This is a genomic window from Halococcus agarilyticus, assembly GCF_000334895.1.
Lineage (GTDB): Archaea > Halobacteriota > Halobacteria > Halobacteriales > Halococcaceae > Halococcus > Halococcus agarilyticus.
On record NZ_BAFM01000002.1, the window covers coordinates 198,263 to 217,028 of the forward strand.

General features: G+C 67.5%; 20 protein-coding genes. 8 read left to right on the plus strand and 12 right to left on the minus strand.

What is annotated here, in order from left to right; all coding sequences use genetic code 11:
• Positions 1-11: 11 nt before the first annotated feature.
• Complete coding sequence (locus TX76_RS02550) at positions 12-476, minus strand: NYN domain-containing protein (protein WP_049898798.1); 465 nt, start codon at positions 474-476, stop codon at positions 12-14.
• Between the two features lie 165 nt (positions 477-641).
• Between TX76_RS02550 and TX76_RS02555 the strand changes: the two genes are divergently transcribed.
• Positions 642-2,219, plus strand: coding sequence for a S8 family peptidase (locus tag TX76_RS02555; protein ID WP_049898799.1), 1,578 nt, complete (start codon positions 642-644; stop codon positions 2,217-2,219).
• Positions 2,220-2,246: 27 nt separating this feature from the next.
• On the opposite strand, the gene TX76_RS02560 is transcribed toward TX76_RS02555, so the two are convergent.
• Complete coding sequence (locus TX76_RS02560) at positions 2,247-2,801, minus strand: metal-dependent hydrolase (protein WP_049898800.1); 555 nt, start codon at positions 2,799-2,801, stop codon at positions 2,247-2,249.
• A gap of 222 nt (positions 2,802-3,023) precedes the next feature.
• Between TX76_RS02560 and TX76_RS02565 the strand changes: the two genes are divergently transcribed.
• Positions 3,024-3,254 (plus strand): hypothetical protein, encoded by a 231-nt coding sequence (locus TX76_RS02565; RefSeq protein ID WP_049898956.1) that lies wholly within the window; start codon positions 3,024-3,026, stop codon positions 3,252-3,254.
• 38 nt (positions 3,255-3,292) lie between these two features.
• Here TX76_RS02565 and TX76_RS02570 read toward each other — a convergent pair whose 3' ends face one another.
• The 5 genes from TX76_RS02570 to glpA all read right to left on the minus strand — a co-directional run bounded on the left by TX76_RS02570 (position 3,293) and on the right by glpA (position 9,904).
• Complete coding sequence (locus TX76_RS02570) at positions 3,293-4,075, minus strand: inositol monophosphatase family protein (protein WP_049898801.1); 783 nt, start codon at positions 4,073-4,075, stop codon at positions 3,293-3,295.
• 71 nt (positions 4,076-4,146) lie between these two features.
• Entirely contained in the window at positions 4,147-5,439 is a 1,293-nt protein-coding gene (locus TX76_RS02575) for an amidohydrolase (RefSeq protein WP_049898802.1), read from the minus strand.
• Between the two features lie 67 nt (positions 5,440-5,506).
• On the minus strand, positions 5,507-6,937 hold the full coding sequence (locus TX76_RS02580) for an anaerobic glycerol-3-phosphate dehydrogenase subunit C (protein ID WP_394295436.1): 1,431 nt from the start codon (positions 6,935-6,937) through the stop codon (positions 5,507-5,509).
• A complete protein-coding gene (gene glpB / locus TX76_RS02585) occupies positions 6,871-8,145 on the minus strand; it encodes a glycerol-3-phosphate dehydrogenase subunit GlpB (RefSeq protein ID WP_049898958.1) in 1,275 nt (424 codons plus the stop codon). Before glpB ends, TX76_RS02580 begins: the two co-directional genes overlap by 67 nt.
• On the minus strand, positions 8,135-9,904 hold the full coding sequence (gene glpA, locus TX76_RS02590; RefSeq protein WP_049898960.1) for an anaerobic glycerol-3-phosphate dehydrogenase subunit GlpA: 1,770 nt from the start codon (positions 9,902-9,904) through the stop codon (positions 8,135-8,137). The genes glpB and glpA overlap by 11 nt, the downstream gene beginning before the upstream one ends.
• 118 nt (positions 9,905-10,022) lie before the next feature.
• Between glpA and glpK the strand changes: the two genes are divergently transcribed.
• Both glpK and hisG read left to right on the plus strand, forming a co-directional pair.
• On the plus strand, positions 10,023-11,555 hold the full coding sequence (glpK, locus tag TX76_RS02595) for a glycerol kinase GlpK (RefSeq protein WP_049898962.1): 1,533 nt from the start codon (positions 10,023-10,025) through the stop codon (positions 11,553-11,555).
• A gap of 96 nt (positions 11,556-11,651) precedes the next feature.
• Positions 11,652-12,497: an ATP phosphoribosyltransferase gene (hisG, locus tag TX76_RS02600; protein WP_049898804.1), complete on the plus strand. Its 846-nt coding sequence runs from the start codon at positions 11,652-11,654 to the stop codon at positions 12,495-12,497.
• A 58-nt stretch (positions 12,498-12,555) separates the two neighbouring features.
• Here hisG and TX76_RS02605 read toward each other — a convergent pair whose 3' ends face one another.
• The gene (locus tag TX76_RS02605) at positions 12,556-12,930 is read right to left on the minus strand and encodes a DUF7473 family protein (protein WP_049898805.1); all 375 of its coding nucleotides are present in this window, start codon (positions 12,928-12,930) and stop codon (positions 12,556-12,558) included.
• Between the two features lie 235 nt (positions 12,931-13,165).
• On the opposite strand from TX76_RS02605, the gene TX76_RS02610 reads away from it, so the two are divergent.
• On the plus strand, positions 13,166-14,122 hold the full coding sequence (locus TX76_RS02610; RefSeq protein WP_049898806.1) for a hypothetical protein: 957 nt from the start codon (positions 13,166-13,168) through the stop codon (positions 14,120-14,122).
• A gap of 90 nt (positions 14,123-14,212) precedes the next feature.
• Positions 14,213-14,524 (plus strand): hypothetical protein, encoded by a 312-nt coding sequence (locus TX76_RS02615; protein WP_228842286.1) that lies wholly within the window; start codon positions 14,213-14,215, stop codon positions 14,522-14,524.
• Between the two features lie 26 nt (positions 14,525-14,550).
• On the opposite strand, the gene TX76_RS02620 is transcribed toward TX76_RS02615, so the two are convergent.
• Positions 14,551-14,970 carry a RidA family protein gene (locus TX76_RS02620; RefSeq protein WP_049898808.1) on the minus strand — a complete coding sequence of 140 codons (420 nt, stop codon included), beginning with the start codon at positions 14,968-14,970 and terminating at the stop codon, positions 14,551-14,553.
• Between the two features lie 140 nt (positions 14,971-15,110).
• Between TX76_RS02620 and TX76_RS17940 the strand changes: the two genes are divergently transcribed.
• Complete coding sequence (locus TX76_RS17940; RefSeq protein WP_195155982.1) at positions 15,111-15,287, plus strand: hypothetical protein; 177 nt, start codon at positions 15,111-15,113, stop codon at positions 15,285-15,287.
• Positions 15,288-15,313: 26 nt separating this feature from the next.
• On the opposite strand, the gene TX76_RS02625 is transcribed toward TX76_RS17940, so the two are convergent.
• Positions 15,314-15,883: a TATA-box-binding protein gene (locus tag TX76_RS02625; protein WP_005045880.1), complete on the minus strand. Its 570-nt coding sequence runs from the start codon at positions 15,881-15,883 to the stop codon at positions 15,314-15,316.
• 123 nt (positions 15,884-16,006) lie between these two features.
• On the opposite strand from TX76_RS02625, the gene TX76_RS02630 reads away from it, so the two are divergent.
• Positions 16,007-16,981 carry a methyltransferase domain-containing protein gene (locus TX76_RS02630; protein ID WP_049898964.1) on the plus strand — a complete coding sequence of 325 codons (975 nt, stop codon included), beginning with the start codon at positions 16,007-16,009 and terminating at the stop codon, positions 16,979-16,981.
• 24 nt (positions 16,982-17,005) lie between these two features.
• Here the strand turns inward: TX76_RS02630 and TX76_RS02635 are convergent, their stop codons facing one another.
• Entirely contained in the window at positions 17,006-17,881 is an 876-nt protein-coding gene (locus TX76_RS02635) for a sulfurtransferase (RefSeq protein ID WP_049898809.1), read from the minus strand.
• Between the two features lie 85 nt (positions 17,882-17,966).
• Entirely contained in the window at positions 17,967-18,722 is a 756-nt protein-coding gene (locus TX76_RS02640) for a helix-turn-helix domain-containing protein (protein WP_049898810.1), read from the minus strand.
• Between the last annotated feature and the right edge of the window lie 44 nt (positions 18,723-18,766).

The window sequence follows — 18,766 nt, forward strand, 5'->3', positions numbered from 1 at the left end:
CACCCACCACGTCAGTCCGTCGGGTCGGATTCGAGCGTGACGGCCTCGTGGGCAGCGTTGCGGAGCGCGTCCGAGCGGCCGTGACTCCCGGGCGCGATCGCGAGCGTCTCCAGCCCACAGCGGGCGGCGTGTTCGAGCACGGGCTTGAAGTCGGTGTCGCGCGACGCGATCGCGAGGGTATCGAGATCGTCGACGGCGGCGGTCGCATCGACCGCGAGCTTCACGTCGACGTCGCCGCTCGTAACCCGCACCTCGAACCCGCGGGCTTCGGCGGCCTGAATCAGCCCCGGCGTGGCGTGCTCGTCGAGATAGAGCCGCACGACTGCCGGCCGACCGACTGCCGCCGCGGCCGCACGCACGTCATCGAGGTCGACATCGAACTCGCTCCGGAGGACGTTCGGTCCGTCGACGAACAGCCCGACCGCCGGTTCGCGACTACCCGTACTCGACACCGCCTCTCGGAGCTTTCCGAGCATACGCCGAGTCGACCGGCGGGCGGCAAAGCCATGACGGTGTTCGGCCGAGACGGGTGATCGCAGTTAGATTCTCTAGTTGATCTCATAATTGAACTACTGCAACAATTTATTGCATTATTATACAGGAAGATTTAAGGAATGGTGTACTGATGGTAGGTCTGGATCATGGTTGAGAAACCCACTCCAGGTCGACGATCGTTCCTGAAAGCAATCGGTGCAGGGACGCTGTTCGGCGGACTGAGCGGCGTCGCGTCGGCGACACCGGGTCGCCAACCCGGTCCGAAAAAGGACGAGATCCTCGTTGGAGTATCGGCGTCGGCGGCCGATATGGAGGGGGCGGTCGCACAGGCCGTTCCCGGCAACGCGGAGATCGTCCACCGAAACGAGACGCTGAGCTACGTCGCGGTGAAGTTCCCGAGCCAGGCCACGGGTCGCGCAAAGGAGAACTTCATCGACGCGATCACGAAGAAAGACCACATCAAGTACGCCGAGCCGAACGCGACCCACCAGGCGTTCTACGAGCCGAGCGACCCGCGCTTCGGCGACCAGTACGCGCCGAAGCAGGTCGAGTCCGATGGGGCGTGGGACACCACGCTCGGCGACGCCGGGGTGACGATCGCGGTCGTCGATACGGGCGCGCAGTACGACCATCCCGACCTCGCGGCGAACTACGAGTCCAATCCCGGCCGGGACTTCGCCGACAACGACTCGGACCCCTACCCGGACGACACGCGCAGCGAGTACCACGGAACCCACGTCTCGGGCTGTGCGGCCGCGGTGATCGACAACGGCACGGGCGTCGCCGGCCAGAGCAACTCCTCGCTCATCAACGGTCGCGCGCTCGACGAGGGTGGTTCGGGATCGACGGCGGACATCGCCGACGCCATCGAGTGGGCGGCCGACCAGGGCGCGGACGTCATCAACCTCTCGCTCGGCGGCGGTGGCTACACGAGCACGATGAAAAACGCCGTGAGCTACGCGACCGACAACGGTGCGCTCGTGATCGCCGCCGCGGGGAACAACGGGTCGAGCTCCGTCAGCTACCCGGCGGCGTACAGCGAGTGCGTGGCGGTCTCGGCGGTCGACGACAACGAGCAGCTGGCGAGCTTTAGCCAGTACGGCGAGAACGTCGAACTCTGTGCGCCGGGCGTCGACGTCCTCTCGACGACCACCGAGGCCCGCGGCTCCTACGAGCGCTTGAGCGGGACGTCGATGGCGACCCCGGTCACCTCCGGCGTCGCCGGGCTCACGCTCGCGCAGTGGGACCTCACGAACCAGGAGCTCCGATCGCACCTCAAAAACACCGCCGAGGACATCGGACTCTCGGCGAACGAACAGGGCAGCGGCCAGGTCGACGCGCTCGCGGCCGTCACCACCGATCCTGCCGACGGCGGAGGCGGCGGTGGCGGCGGTGGCGGCGGCGAGACCACGTCCGGCTCCGTCGACGGCAGCCTGTCTGGTTACTGGGACGGCGACAACTACACGTGGTCGTGGACGTACTCCTCGCCGAGCCAGGTCGTCGTCGAACTCGATGGTCCCACGGACGCGGACTTCGATCTCTACGTCAACACGGGCACGACCCAGAACGCCTCGCCGAACAACTACGACTACACCTCCCGGTCGACGAACAGCCAGGAGACGGTCACCATCGACAGCCCCGACGACTCGACGGCGATGCAGATCAACGTCGACTCGTACAGTGGCTCCGGTAGCTACACGCTGACGGTCACGGAGACGGAGTAATCGATCGCTGTCGCCGATTTTCCGGCGTCAGGACGGCTGTGTGCGTCGGTCCGCTTCGTTCTGGTCGCTCCAGTAGTAGAACGCGACGTTGGCCGCGAGTCCGAGGACGAACAGCCCGATCGTCGCCCAGAACGACTGGTAGTAGAGCACGTCGATGTAGACGATCGGTTCGTTGATCAGCGGCCAGAGCGGTTCGATCCGGGTCGAGGTGTCGGGGGCCGAGAGAATGTCGGCGAAGACGTGTGCGAGACTCGGCACGCCGACCGCGATCACGCCGAGCGCGGTCGCGTGGTCCGCCGCCTCGCGGGAGAACCACTTCGTTCCGCCGAACAGTCGCTTGAGGAGCCAGCCGAGGATCGGTCCGAGGATCGCCGCGAACACCAGGGCGGCGAGCACCGTGTGGAACACCCCGTGGTGGTGGATGCCCTGGAGCCTCGAGAGCACGAGATCGACATCGGGCAACATGCCGAACCAGAAGCCCACGCCGACGAACAGCGCCGCAGTACGCCGATCGTCGATGAAGTACCACGCGGGGGCGAGCCAGAGCAGCCCCATTCCGAGATGACCGAGGACGTCGACCATGCTCGTGTGGGTCGTGAGAGCGACAAAAGCCTGCTGCCTTCTCCTGCCCGAGAATCCCGCCGAACGGGCGTCGGTGATCGAGATCGTTCGGATCGCGCTCGACGCCTGGCGTCGGTTCGGTGCGATCCGTCGGGAGCGGTGGTGCGGAGGGAGCTCGTCGACTTCGAACGGTCGTCGTCCGCAGGCCCCACACTCAAGTCACGGGAAGCCGAACGGGAATCCATGTCCGAGGACGATCCCCACGATCGCGACGTCACGCTCGCGAACGAAAAGGAGGAGGCGGACGGCGAGGAGACCGAGGAGGCGGAACAGGCACGCGAGGCGGAAGCCGAACAGGCGCGCGAGGAGGCCGCCGAGGGCGAGGTCGACACCGAGTCGGAACAGCGCGAGGCGGCCGCGCGTGAGGCCGAAAACCCCGACAACCACCGCGACGAGGAGCCACACAGCAGTTAGTCACAGCAGTCAGTCTGTTTCGCGGCTTCGTCGAACACTCAGTCCCCGGCAGCCTGACGAGCGGCTGCGAGCACCACCTCGTGGGCCGTGCCGTTCGAGGCCACCAAACTAGAACTGTCGTGCCGCCACGGCTCGCCGTCGAGGTCGGTCACGACGCCGCCGGCGTTGCGGATCATGTGTGCGCCCGCGACCGTGTCCCACGGGTCGAGCCGAACGGTGGCGATCGCGGCCTCTATCGACCCGCCGGCGACCGCCGCAAGCGTCGCCTGGGCGCAGCCGAACCGACGGAAGTCGCCGAAGCGCTCCGCGAGCGCGTTCGTCCCGCCGGTTTCGGCCGGATCGACGAGGAGGATCGGGTCGACCACGAACGCTGCCGGGTTCTCGCGCGAACTCACGCGCACGGGGTCGCCGTTCAGCGTGACGCGCTCCACGCCCGCGAGGTACGTATCCGAGAGCGCCGGCAGGACCGTGGCCGCGGCGACCGGCTCGCCGTCGACCACGCTCGCGACGCTCGTCCCCCAGATCCGGAGCCCGCGAACGAAGTTGTTGGTGCCGTCGATCGGGTCGACCACCCACGCCGGCCCCTCGTCCGGCAGCGTCTTTCGCGTGTCTTCCTCTTCGCCGACGACCGGCTCGTCGTACTCCGCGTGGATGGTTTCGATCACGCGACGCTGTGCGTCGCGGTCGGCCTGAGTCACCACGTCGGTCTCGTCGGCTTTGGTCTCGACCGCGAGGTCGTCCCGAAACGATGCGAGCGCGACGCGCGCGCCCGCGTCCGCTGCCCGTGCGGCGAGATCCGCCCGCGCCTCGGTGTCGGTCATGGGACACCGACTCGCCGCGCGGGCAAAAGCCGTCCGGCGGGTCGTTCCCGAGCGACGGCCGATCGCATGGATCAGGATTCGGCGCGGTCGATCGCCGCGGCCGCCCGCCGCTCGGCCGTCTCGCGGACCTCATCCGCGTCGAGCGTCAGCACCTCTCGATCGCGCATCAACACCCGTCCATCGCAGACCGTGTGGCGCACGTCGGCTCCGCTCGCGGCGTAGACGAGGTGGCTCACGAGGTCGTGGTGTGGCGTGAGGTGGGCACGATCGAGGTCGAGCACGGCGAGGTCGGCGTTCGCCCCCTCGGCGATCCGGCCCGAGTCGAAGCCCGCGACCGCGGCGCTCCCCGCGGTGGCCAGTTCGAACGCCGTCGGCGCGTCGACCGCGCTCGCGTCCCCGGCAGCGAGCTTGCCGACCATCGCGGCGTCGCGGCACTCGTCGAACATCGAGAGGTCGTTGTTCGAGGCCGCGCCGTCGGTGCCGATCCCCACCGTGACGCCCGCATCGAGCATGGCCTGGATCGGCGCGATCCCGCTCGCGAGCTTCATGTTCGAGGCCGGACAGTGGACCATTCCTGTCCCTGTGTCGGCGAGCAGCTCGATCTCGTTCTCGTCGCAGTGGGTGCCGTGGGCGATGAAATCGCGGTCTTCGAGCAGGCCGTGATCCGCGGCGTATTCGAGCGGCCGTTCGTCGTGCTCGTCGACGATCGGGCCGACCTCCCCCGTCGTCTCGTTCGCGTGGATGTGGATCGGGACGCCCGCCTCGCGCGCCCGCGGGACGAACTCGTCGAACTCCTCGCTATCGACGGTGGTGAGGCTGTGCGGCATGAACGCGGTCGTGATCCGTCCGTCGGCCGCGCCGTCGTACTCCTGGGCCACTCGGAGCCCCTCTTCGAGGTCCTCGCGGGCCGCTGCCTCGTCCTTCCCGACGGTGACGGCCCCGTGGCCGACTCGCGCCCGGAGGCCCGCGCGGTCGACGGCGTCGACGATCTCGCCCACGTCGAAGTACATATCACAGAAGCCTGTCGTGCCCGACCGGATCATCTCCACCAGGCCGAGTTCGGCCCCCGCGCGGACGTCGGCGGGTTCGAGAACGCCCTCGACCGGCCAGACGTCCTCGCGGAGCCAGTCGTGGAGCGGCTTGTCGTCGGCGTACCCCCGGAGGAGCGCCATTGCAACGTGAGTGTGAGCGTTCACGAGCCCCGGGATCACGAGGCCATCGGTGGCGTCGAGGGTCGCATCGCCCGCCGGGACGTCGCCGACGGCGAGGATCTCGCCGGTCGCCTGGTCGGCGAGCACGTCCGCGCGCTCGACGGTCATGTCCGGTCGGAGCACCCGCCCGCCGACGATTTCGAGCGTCGTCATACCGGTCGTTTCGCGTCCGGGAGCGTCAATCCCCGGGTTCGGCGACGCACGCGGTGAAGCCGCCGCGTCAGACCAGCGCCTCCTCTAAGAGTTCGAGCGGGTGGCGGATCTCGTAGCCGGTGCCGTGTTCCATCTGCATCGCGCAGGTCGGACACTCGGTCATCCCGGTCTCGCCGTCGGCGGCGTCCATGTGTTCGAACATCTCCTCGCCGATCGCCATCGAGTAGTCGTACTTCTCCTCCTTCCAGCCGTACGTCCCCGAGATGCCCGAGCACGAGTCGCCGACGTCCTCGACGGTCGCGCCGTCGAGGTCGGCGAACAGTTCGATCGCCTGGCGATCGAGGCCCTGGTTCCGGGCGTGACACGGCGCGTGGTAGGCGAACTCGCCGGCATCGACGTCGGCCTCGGCGAGCGCTCCTTCGAGGTCCTCGTGGAGGCGGAGATACTCCAGGGCCTCGTAGGTGTGGGCGGCGACCGACTCGATCCCGTCGAGGTCGAACAGTTCGGGGTACTCCTGACGGAGTGCCATCGAACACGAGGTGCAGGAGGCGATCACGTCGGCCCCGCCGTCGATCGCGGCCGCGAGGTTTGCGACGTTCGTCTCGGCGTGGCGGCGCGCGTCGTCGAGCATCCCGTTCGCGAACATCGGCGTGCCCGAGCACTGCTGGGGCGGCACCAGCACCTCGTAGCCGAACGCCTCGTACACCCGAACCATCGCCTTTCCGACCTCCGTCGTATTGAAGTTCGAGTAACAGCCGTGGAAGTACGCGACTCGCTGCTCGGGATTTTCGACGTGCGCACCGCCGCGCTCGGCCCACCACTCGCGGAACGTCTGCTCGGCGAACGCGGGGAATTCGCGTTCGCTGGTGACACCGAGGGTCTTCTCCATGAGCCAGCGCGCGGGGCCGAAGTTCATCGCGCGGTTCGCGAGCCGCGGCATCTTCGAGGCGAACCACGCCGACGTGCGGTAGTTGGCGAGAATGCGGTTCCTGACGCGCTCGACGAGCCCCTGCCGGCCCTCGTCGACGATTTCGAGCGCCTCGCGTGGTTTGCCCCGCCGGAGTGCGGCGAGCGTCTCGCGCCCGAACCGCTGACTCTCGACGTACTCCCCGCGAGCGGTGTTGTGCATCTGACTCAGCGGGACCGAGGAGGGACAGGCGTCGTCACACCGCATGCAGTTCGAGCAGCCCGTGATCGAGTCGTCGACTGCGTGACCCTCCTTGCGTTTGAGTCGCCACTGTTCGGGCCCCTGGAACTTCGGGCCGGGGAACTCGTCGTCGACCTCCGCGACCGGGCAGGACGTATCGCACGTCGAGCACTTGTAGCAGTCGTCGGACCCCGGTCGAAGGTCCATGTCGGTCGTCTCGAACACCTGTACCGGCTCGAACTCGTCCGTGGAATCTGCATCACTCATTGTGGGAAGACCGTCGATCACACCGCCTCGCCCGCCGCACGACCCGCAGCGTGGCCGGTCGCCAGCGAGATCCCGCTGCCCGATTTCTCCGCCGCGAAGTCCGCGCCGCCGAGGACGCCCCCGGCAGCCCGGAGGTTCCCGTACTCGACTCCCCCACCGGCGTCGAGCGGCCGTAGATCGTCGTCGACTGCGACGCCGAATCGTGCGAAGGGATGGTCGCCGAACGCCTCGTCGGCGAACCACTCGTAGCGATCCCCAGGATGAGGAACGTGACAGTCGAAGACCGGCTCGACCACTCCCGTCCGATCGGAGTCGATGCCCTTGCCGACCAATCCCCCAGTAGCGAGCACGAACTGGTCGGCGTGGAAGGGCGTTCGCTGTCCGTTTCGATCCACGTACACCGCCCGTATCCGCCCGCCGTCGGCTTCGAAGTCGACGACGGGATTGCCGGTCGTCCGGCGAACGCCCCACTCGTCGAGCGCCGCGTCGAACAGCTCTTCGAGCCGAAGTCCCGGGAGGCTCGGCGGCCCCATCGGCACCTCGAAGGCCTCGACTCCGAGACGGGTTTCGAGGGCTGTCCGGACTGCGCTCGGCTCGTCCTCGCCGAGTATGGCCGGAAACCCCACTCGCCCTGCGCCGTCGAGATGGGGTTCGACCGCCGCGGCGAGCGCCCGCCGAGCGGTCGTGGGTCCGTCCGTCGTCTCGATCGTCTCGTTCTCGTCGAGTGCGCGCGCGAAGCGCGTGACCCGCGAGTCGGCCCGGAACTCGCCCGGAAAATCGACCGTGACGCCGCGCGTCCGCGACGGAACGCCCGCCGCGGCGAGGTGGTCTGCGGCCAGCGGCGCGTCGAACGCGGTCAGCGTCTCGAAACCGACGAACAACGTTTCCTCCGAGCGACTCGCGAGCCCCGCGGCCACACTCTGCGGGTAGCGTGCGGTCGGCTTCACGGTGCCACCGTGGGTCGGCACGAGCGCGTTCGTGTCGGTGTGGTTGCCCCGGTAGGCGTCGCCCGCAACTTGATCGAACAGGTCGAGGCCCGCACGCACCGCGTCGGTCCCGACCCGTCGGTAGGGGTGGCCCTCCGGAAGCGCCGAGAGCGCGTCGAAGGGTTCCGCGACCAACTCGCCGTCGGGAGTGTACCCGAGCACGTCGACGAGGCCGCTCGCGTGTCGGAGCGTGCTCTTCTTGTGCGAGACGAGGCGAACCCGTGCGCCCTTGCGGGCCGCCCGAATCGCACTCGTCATCCCCGCGAGGCCGCCCCCGACCACGCAGACGTCGTCCTCAATCGCCACGCTCGTCACCCCCGTTCGGGTCGCCGGACTCGCTCGACTGCTCGCGTTCGTCGCATCCGCCATCGGTCGCCGCGCCGACCTGTGCCTCGGTGGGCCCGGCGTCGAATCGGTCGTACTCGATCGCGTCCTCGCGCGCCGCCGGGTCGCGGTCGCGGTTCATCGTGGTCGCGTGGAGCGCGTGATTGAGCATCGCCTGGGAGAGCTGTTCGCCCCAGAGCGCGTGGCGCTGGCCCTTCCACCGTTCCCGATACAGCTCGTCGAGTGCGGTTCTCGTGGTGGCCTCGTCGTGTGCGGGGTGGAGCAGCGCGGCCATCCGGTGGGCACAGAACCCGCCCTGGCAGTTGCCCATCGAGGCGCGGGTCCGAATGCGCGTGGCGTTCAGGTCGGTTCCCGCGTCCTCGATGGCGTCTTCGAGTTCGGCGCGCGTGACTGCCTCACAGGTGCAGACCACCGGATTGGGGTCGTCGGTCTTGAGCACGTCGTCGGCCCTGCTGCCCAGTCGTTCGGTGCTCCGACGGCCCACCGGCGATCGCAGCCCGAACTCCTCCATGTAATCCCGGAGGACCGAGAAGTCCTCGCTCCCGGGCAGCGGCTCCTCGGCGGTGCGACACCGCGCCTCGACGCCGAGCTTCTCACAGACGTGATCCGAGATTTGCTCGGCCATCAGCCGGTAGGTGGTGAGCTTGCCGCCGACGATGCTCGTCATGTCGTCGAGACCGTCGCGTTCGGCGTGATCGAGCAGGAAGAACTGGCGCGTGATGTCCGTCGGGTCCGTCGTGCCGGTGTCGGGTGGCTCGTACAGCGGCCGCACACCCCAGAAGGAGCGGAGCGTCCGGGCCTCGGCGAGCATCGGGACGAGTTCCGAGAGCTTCTCGATCATCAGATCGACCTCCCACTGCTCTTCGGGATAGTCGTCGGGATCCTCGACTTCCACGTCGGTCGTGCCGAGGATGCAGGCAGTCTCGTGGGGCACGACGATGTCGGCGTCGTCCTTCGGGCGGCATCGATTCACGACGGTGTCGACCTGCCGGGAGTTCATCACCGTCATCACGCCCTTCGAGGGCCGGACCTCGACCTCGACGCCCGCCATCGCTCCCAACTGGCCGGCCCACGCGCCCGTCGCGTTCACGACGTGGTCGGCCTCGATGCGCTCGGTGGTGCCCGGCTCGCGGTGGCTACGCTTGCCTGGCCCGCTCTCGTGACGGACCTCGACACCGACGACCCGATCGCCTTCGACGAGCACGTCGATCACCTCGGCGTGGGTCTCGATCCGCCCGCCGTGGCGCTCGGTGTCGGCAGCGTTCGCCACACAGAGCCGGAAGGGGTCGATGGCACCATCGGGCACCCGGATCGCGCGCTCGACGTCCCGCGTGAGGTAGGGTTCGATCTCGCGGGCCTCCTCGCCGGTGAGCACCTCGGCGGGGATCCCACACTCACGACAGCCCGCGAGCTTCTCCTCGAAGTACTCGTCGGAATCGCCTGGCAGCTGGGCGAACAGTCCGCCGGTCATCTCGATCGTGTGACTCGCGATCCGTCGGAGAACGCGGTTCTCGTCGATGCATTCAGCGGCGCTCTCTTGGTCGGCAACCGCGTAGCGGCCGCCGCTGTGGAGCAGTCCGTGCATCCGTCCGGTGGTCCCGTGGGTGAGGTTGCCGCGCTCGACGAGCGTGACGTCGACGCCGCGCATCGCGAGGTCGCGCGCGATGCCACAGCCGGTCGAGCCACCCCCGATCACGAGCACCTCGGTGCTGTTCGTCATCGAGTGATCGAACGGTGGTTCTCCACTCACTTCACTACACGGTCGAGGGTAGTGTTCGTGCTCGGATTCGTCGAGAACAACCAGTAGCTCAATGCGGTCGGACACGAAGGGAGAGGAAATGAGCGACGCAACCTACGTCGGCGCGATCGACCAGGGAACGACCGGGACGCGCTTCATGATCTTCGATCACGCCGGCGAGGTGATCGCGAGGGCCTACGAGAAACACGAACAGATCTATCCCGAACCGGGATGGATCGAGCACGATCCGACGGAGATCTGGAAGAACACCGAGATCGTCGTGCGCGAGGCGCTCGACACCGCCGGGATCGACGCCGCACAGCTCGCGGCGATCGGGATCACCAACCAGCGCGAGACCACGATGATCTGGGACGACGATTCGGGCTCCCCGGTGTACAACGCGATCGTCTGGCAGGATCGCCGGACCACCGATCGGGTCGAGGAGCTGGAGGAAGCGGGGAAGGTCGAGGAGATCCGGGCGAAGACCGGGCTCGAAGCCGACGCGTACTTCTCGGCGACGAAGGCCGAGTGGCTGCTCGACAACGCCGACCCGCTGAAGACCCAGCGCGCCCGACCCGCCGATCTCAGGGATCGCGCCGCGGGCGGCGAGCTCCGTTTCGGCACGATCGACACGTGGCTGATCCACCGGCTCACCGGGAATCACATCACGGACGTCACGAACGCCTCGCGGACCATGCTGTTCGACATCCACGACATGGCGTGGGACGACGAACTCTTGGAGGAGTTCCGGGTGCCCGGCGAGATGCTCCCCGAGGTGCGGCCCTCCTCGGACGACGACTTCTACGGGACGACCGATCCCGAGGGGTTTCTCGGTGCGGAAGTCCCGGTCGCGGGCGCGCTCGGCGACCAGCAGGCCGCGCTGTTCGGCCAGGCCTGCTTCGATCCCGGCGACGCGAAGAACACCTACGGCACCGGCTCGTTTTTCCTGCTCAACACCGGCGAGGAGGCCGTCGAGAGCGATCAGGGACTCCTCACGACGGTCGGCTTTCAGCGCTCGGGCGAACCCGTCCAGTACGCACTCGAAGGGTCGATCTTCGTGACGGGGGCGGCGATCGAGTGGCTCGAAGACGTCGACCTCATCAACAACGCGGCCCAGACCGCCGATCTCGCCCGCTCCGTGGACTCGACGGACGGCGTCTACTTCGTGCCCGCGTTCACCGGGCTCGGCGCACCCCACTGGGACGGGCGCGCCAGAGGGACGATCGTCGGGATGACCCGCGGCACCCGGAAGGAACACATCGTCCGGGCCGTGCTCGAATCCATCGCGTTCCAGACCAGGGACGTCGCCGAGGCGATGGTGGCCGACGCCGATCTCGAGATCAACAGCCTGCAGGTCGACGGCGGCGCGGTGAGAAACGACTTCCTCTGCCAGCAACAGGCCGACATCGTCGGCACCGAGATCGTCCGCCCCGCGGTCGACGAGACCACCGCACTCGGCGCGGCGTACGCCGCCGGTCTCGCCGTGGGCTACTGGGTGGACTACGACGACCTCCGGAAGAACTGGCGGGTCGAGCGGACGTTCGAGCCCACGGACGATGCGACCGTCGACGACCGCTACGCGCGCTGGACCGAGGCCGTCGAGCGATCGCGCGACTGGGCGCGCGAGGAGTGAGCCGCGACGGATGTCCCTCGACGGTCGTCGGGGCGAGCGCCCACCGATACGGACGGCTAACGAAAGGCAGTTCATCGGGGAACGCGGGGATCGGGTATGCGCATCGCCGTGCCCAACAAGGGCCGCCTGCACGACCCGACGATCGACGTGCTCGAACGTGCCGGGCTCCACGTCGCCGACGGCGCGGATCGGAAGCTCTACGCCGAGACGGTCGATCCGGAGGTCACCGTCCTGTTCGTTCGCGCCGCCGACATCCCGGAGTACGTCGCCGACGGCGCGGCCGACGTCGGCATCACGGGGCTGGACCAGGTCCGCGAGGCCGGCGTCGACCTCCACGACCTGCTCGATCTCGGCTACGGCACCTGCCGGCTCGTGCTCGCCGCCCCCGAGGAGGGGGAGGTCGAGACGGTCGCTGATCTCGCCGGCGGCACCGTGGCGACCGAGTTCCCGAACGTCGCGCGTGACTTCTTCGCCGATCGGGGGATCGAGCCCGCGATCGTGGAGGTCTCGGGTGCGACGGAGCTCACACCCCACGTCGACGTCGCCGACGCGATCATCGACATCACCTCGACGGGGACCACGCTCGCGGTCAACAACCTCGCGGTCGTCGACGAGGTGCTCCAGAGTTCAGTTCGCCTGGTCGCGCGTCCCGACGTCGCCGACGACCCGAAGGTCGAGGAGGTCGCGACCGCGCTCGCGTCGGTGATCTCGGCCGACGGCAAGCGCTACCTGATGATGAACGTCCCTGCCGACCGACTCGACGACGTTCGCGAGGTCATCCCGGGCCTCGGCGGCCCGACGGTGATGGACATCGCGGGCGACGACGCGGTCGCGGTCCACGCGGTGGTCGACGAGGACGACGTCTTCGAGACGATCAACGACGTCAAGCGGATGGGGGCGAGCGACGTGCTCGTGACCGAGATCGAACGGCTCGTCGAATAGCGAGGCACCGTGGAGTAAGCAATCCTTTGGAATCGGTCGCCGAGCGAGTCCGTATCGATCAGGCCGGAGCGGACCCGAGGAGGCGAACGAGGCTGAGCGTCGCGATCGTCAGGAGGATGCTGACGACGAGGTGGACGAGCGTGACGAGGCCGGTCGTTCGCAGTCGCAACCGATACACGTACCGGATGACGACGAAATCGAGCGCGAGCGCCACGGCGAACGCGATCGCGCCGTACTGCTGGAGCAAGAGCACGACCACCGCGATGGTCGCGCCGACGACGAGCGCCCGGCGGAGCGGCACGTCCCCGAGCACGTTCCGCGCGGCGATGTGGGCGGTCGCCGAGTAGACGGCCGCGAAGACGAGGAAGCTGCCGAGATACGCGAGCGGACCGCCGGCGACGGGTACGGCCTGGAGCGCGACGGTCCCGATCACGGACGACGGTACGCCCCGCGGCGGCTTGTGTCTGGCTATTTCCGTCGATGGGGCGTCCGCCGAGCACGAGCGACGCGTGCATGCCGGCTGTGGACTCACGCAACGATACGCCACCACGGGGTGGTGCAGTTCGTCGATTTCGTCAGTTCCGTCAGTTTCGTACCGACGGCAGATCGTACCAGTTCGGGGGTATCGAGGCACAGAACTATAATCAACGTGCCGATAGCTCTACGTGATGGCGGATACGATCCCTCTTGGAATTGCTGGCGTGGTAATTCTCCAGTTCGTTCTCGGGGGTTTCGTCTACATGGACGCCAATCGGCGCGAACTCGATTATCCCGAACTGTATTGTTATGGCGTCTCGATCCCGCTCGTCGGATTCCTTATCCTTGCAGCGTATCTCTCGCGGCGCGAGGAGTTGCCGACCCGGGATTTCTCCCCACCAACGGTGACCGAAACAGCAACCGACGGGGTCTGGACCATCGAAAACCGAGGGCTTCGCCGACTTCCCCGGCGACTCGCGTACGCCATCCAGGACGGACAAACGCTCTGGCGGGTAGCAGTCACCGGACCACCGATCCTGTTGGTTCTCGCCGTCCTCGTGGATGCACGCATCGCCATCGTGCTGTCGACGTTCTGCTGTCTGTTCTGGCTGACGTATCTGGGCACCGCCAATGCGTTCACCGACACGACCATCCGACTCCATCCGGCGGAGGGGACGATTCGGATGACGTGGCGGGGCGGAGACCACCCGCTTTCGCCGAGCGGTTCCGAGCAGGAAATCGATCTCGCCGGCGTACAGCGAGTGGAACTCCGTCGCGTCGGTACGCAGCCGCTGGCCATACTCCGGTACGAAACCCGATTTTCCGTCAGTCCGAGATCGGTTCTCGTTCCCGCCAGCCAGTTGGATGTCCTCCGAGAGATGCTCTCTTCGCACGACATCCCGATTCGTGACCGCATCGAAGAAGGAACCAGTAGAACCGTCGTCCGGCGACGGAACGCGGAGGGTCTGCTCTCGCTCGTCGGCATCCCGTTCGGTGCCGGGTTCGTCTGGCCGCAGTTCTTTTTCGTCGGACCGATAGTACCTCTCGCGTTCTTCATCGCGCTGTGGCTCGTCGTGAAATGGTCGGTCGGCGCGTTCGACCGCATCAGCTCGCTTCTCACAGGTTCGCTGACCGATACTGACGACTGAACCGTGTTCGGTTCTGGATACTGATCGGGTCTCCGAACGTCTTCGCGCACTTCCCACACACATATGTGTGAGCAGTGCTACTGGTTCGGCATGAGCACGCCTACCGACGACGCCGCGCCGATCTCGCTCCGGCGTGCGGACTTCCTCGCCGTGCTCTGGGCTGCGATGGGGATCTTCTGGCTCGTGAGCGCACTCGGAGACGGACTTCCCGACGAGCTACTGTCGTCCGACGCCTTCTTCATCGCCTACGGGCTCTTCTTTCTCGGGTTTGCAGTGTACTATCATCGCCGTCCCGATTCGGTTCGTCAAGGACACGAGCCGACTCCAACACGATGGTTCTGGCTCGGGGGTGCGGTGGTCGGGACGCTCACGCTCTTTCTCGTCCTCGTGATAGTGCTTTAGAGCGTGATCCGAACGAATCGAACGCCCTACTGGTTGTCCGCGTGCTCGGCGTCGTCAGTCGCATCCACGACGGCGGTCGCCTCGATCTCCACGAGCAGGTCGGGATCGATCAGTCGCGCGACTTCGATCATGCTGGTCGCGGGCCGAACGTCGCCGAAGACCTCTCGATGCGCTGCGCCGATCGCCCCCCAGTCGTCGATGTCGGTGACGTACAGCCGGGTGCGGACGACGTCCTCGATCGTCGCGTCCGCCGCTTCGAGCGCGCGCTCGACGTTCGAGAGGGCGTGGACGGTCTGTGCGTGTGGATCGTCCGGCCCGACGATTTCGCCGTCTTCGTCGGTCGCGGTCGTCCCCGAGACGTGGATCTGGGCCCCGGCACGAACGGCGCGCGAGTACCCCACCTGCGATTCCCACTCGGTGCCGGTCGAGACGTGCTCGCGATTCATCACACCGGCCCTCCACCGGACGAAGGCAAAAGTACCGCGGCGTCACCCCACGGCGACGTCGGTTCGACGCGGGCTCGGCGAAGCGGTCGGCCGGCACTTGCAAACGATGGGTACATGGTGTCACACAACATAGAGTGATCATGACCAGGGCCGACGATCTCAGGCAGGAGCGAAATTCCGCGGACCGGGACCGGGATCGCTACGCGTGTGAGGACTGTGGACTCCCCATCGAGACGCACGACGGGGTCTGTCCGGAGTGTCGCGGCACCAGCATCGTCCCGATGGAGGATCTCATCGATCCGACGTTCAGGGAGTGAGAGGGGAAAACGACGACAGTGTAGCGTCAGCCGTCGAGCAGGCCGAGGTCGTCGAGCCGGTCGGTGATCTTGTCGACCGCGTGTTCGGCATCCGCCGGTTCCTTGCCGCCCGTGATGACGAGCTTGCCCGAGCCAAAGAGCAGCGCGACCACTTCGGGATCGTCGAGTCGGTAGACGAGACCCGGGAACTGCTCGGGTTCGTACTCGATGTTCTCGAGCCCGAGCCCGATCGCGATCGCGTTCAGATTCAGCGTCTTCTGGAGGTCGGCGCTGGTGACGATGTTCTGGACCACGATCTCGGGGTCGTCCTCGACACGGATCTCGAGGTCGCGGAGCTTGTCGAAGACGATCTCCAGACTCTCGTGGACGTCGGCAGTGCTCTTCGCCCCGGTGCAGACGATCTTGCCCGACCGGAAGATCAGCGCGGCGGATTTTGGCTCCTGGGTCCGGTAGACGAGGCCGGGGAACTGCTCGGGGTCGTAGTCAGCCCCTTCGAGGTCCATCGCCACGCTCTGGAGGTCGAGCTCCTGACCGATGCCCGTCGACGCCACCACGTTCTCGATGTTGATCGTCTCCTTCGGGTCCTGGGCAGACATGACTCGTCTTAAAGATCGTATTTAAGGCTTATAAAGATTGGTGTCACAGCCTGATAGGTCGGTGTGGCGACCGCTCCGGCGTCGATCGACAGCATGATGCGTCGGAGTCGCCCACGTCGGCGCGTGTACGCGTTCGAACTCGGCGGCGAGCACGACGCGTTCGCCGCCCGGGAGGCCGCGAGTGCGGCGACCGACGTCGAGGTCGTCGCGCCAGGCATCGCGCTCGCTCACGGGGTCGACCGCGATCGGGTTCGGACGCTCGCGTACACCCACCGGACGAGTCGCGTCGTCGGCCGGACCAACGCCACCGTCACGGACGCCGTCGCCTGCCTCGACGACGCGACGCTCGACGTCGCGGGAACGGTCGCGGTTCGCGCGCGCGACGTGCGCCGCACGACCGGGATCGACACCCCGACTGCCGAACGACGCCTCGGTGGCGTGCTCACCGACCGTGGGTTCGCGGTCGATCTCGACGACTCCGACCACGAGCTCCGGGCGCTGTTCGCGGACGGGACCTGCGTGCTCGGCTGGCTCGACATGGAGAGCGTGCGGGATTTCGGCCCGCGCAAACCCACCAAGAAGCCCTTCTTCAAACCCGGATCGATGGACCCGCTGCTCGCGCGCGCCCTCGTCAACATCGCCGGTGCGGGGTCGGAAAGCCTGCTCGTCGATCCGATGTGCGGCACCGGCGGCATGCTCGTCGAGGCGGGGCTCGTCGGGGCGGATGTGGTGGGGCTCGACGCCCAGGCAACGATGGCCCGCGGCGCGGCGCAGAACCTCACACACTACCTCGACGAGGAAGGCAGTCCCGGATTCGCCACCGCGCAAGCCGACGCGACCCGCCTCCCGCTTCGCGACGACGCCGCCGACGCAGTCGTGTTCGACGCCCCCTACGGCCGCCAGTCGAGGATCGAGGGCGAGCTCGATGGTGTGGTGACGGGCGCGCTCGGCGAGGCGCGGCGGATCGCGGAGCGAGCCGTGGTGGTCGGCGACCGACCGTGGACGACTGCGGCGCGCGAGGCGGGCTGGAACGTCGAGACCACCTTCGAGCGTCGTGTGCATCGCTCGCTGGTGCGGCATATCGCGGTGCTCGGCTGAGGCACAGATCGTCGGTCTCGAACCTTACTCGCGGCGCATCTCGGCACGCTGGCCCTTCTCGATCGACGCGCCGACCGTGTTCCCCCACTCGACCCACGAGCCGTAGTAGTTGCGAACGTCGTCGTAGCCGAGGAGTTCGCTGAGGACGAACCACGTCAGCGCCGAACGCTCCCCGATGCGACAGTAGGTGATGACCTCGGTTCCCGGATCGAGGCCTGCCTCTCGGTACAGCTCCCGGAGCTCCGCCGCGGGTTTGAAGCAGCCGTCGTCGTCGACGACCTGGCTCCACGGGACGTTCACCGCGCCCGGGATGTGGCCGCCGCGCTGGACGCCCTCGTTCCAGCCCGGCGGAGCGAGGATCTCGCCACGGTACTCCTCGGGAGTGCGGACATCGACGAGCGGGACGCCACGACCCATCGCGTCCTCGACGTCCGGCCGGTCGGCTCGAATGGCCTCGTTCGTTCCCGTCACCGCGTACGAGCGGCCGGTGAACCGCGGGACGTCGGTCGTCACCGGCAGGTCGCGCGCCCGCCAGCGATCGCGACCGCCGTCGACCAGGCGAACGTCGTCGTGGCCGTAGTAGACGAACAGCCAGTAGGCGTAGGCGGCGAACCAGTTCATCATGTCGCCGTAGATGACGACCGTCGAGTCGGCGGTGATGGCGGCGTCGCCGAGCAGCCGTTCGAAATCGGTCCGCGTCGGGACGTCGAACGTCGTGGCGTCCTGGAGGTCACGCTCCCAGTCGATCTTCGTCGCTCCCGGCACGTGGCCCGCGTCGTAGTTGCTCGGATCGATGTCGACCTCCAGCAGCCGAAGCGATGGGTCGTCGCGCTCGAACGCAGCGAGTCGCTCGTCCACCCACGCGGCCGAAACGAGCACGTCGTTCGCGTAGTCGCTCATTCGGTAACCCACCTCGTACCGCGAGACGCATTAACCTCGTGGCGTCGGGTGGCGGTTGTCCGGTTCGACCGCCACCATCGGGGGCTCACTCGCTCGTCCTCCGGTTTCGGAGCCATCGGTCGTCGGTCCCGTCCCCGACGTACCGACGTGCGAGCCGCGTTTCGGCCTGTCGGAGTCGGTAGGAAAGCGTCGACCGCGGCACCGAGAGCTCGTCGGCGAGGTCGTCGAGGGTCGTCCCCCGTGGCGTCTCGTAGTACCCGCCCTCGACGGCGGCGCACAACGCCGTCCGCTGCTCGTCCGGCATCGAGAGCGTCGTGAGCGAGTCGCGCTGCCAGCCGTCGGCGTCACGGAGATGCCCCATCTGAAAGGAGAGCCCATCGCGGAGGCGCGCGCCGATCTCGTCGTAGAGCACCCCCACCTTCGCGTCCGAGCGCATCAACACCCGCCACTGGTGACGCGAGCCCTGGCGGCGGGTCTCGAAGACCAGCCCCGACGGGAGGTGTTTGCCGGCGAGCGTATGAACCGACTCGCACGCTGCGATGTCTTCGAGGTAGGTGTAGATCACGATCTCGTCGGCGGAACGTTCGAGCACGTCGTGATACCGGGCCGCCTCGCAGTCGCGCTCGGTGATCGACTCGCCGCATTTCGTCCCGTCGAACCGAACGGCCTCGATCCGATCGAGCGCGCGCTCCGGCCCGGAGATCCGCTCGATACGCCAGAACCGGTCCTCGGTCACGAAGCCGTCGAGCGAGTGGGCCACGACCGAGGGATGCTCGATACAGACGTCCATGATGGGGTCGGCCCCGGCGTCGTAGTCGATGGCGAACGTGAACTCCCGCACCCGTGGAGGGGAGTTGGCGCTCGACAAAAGGATGGTGTTCGTGA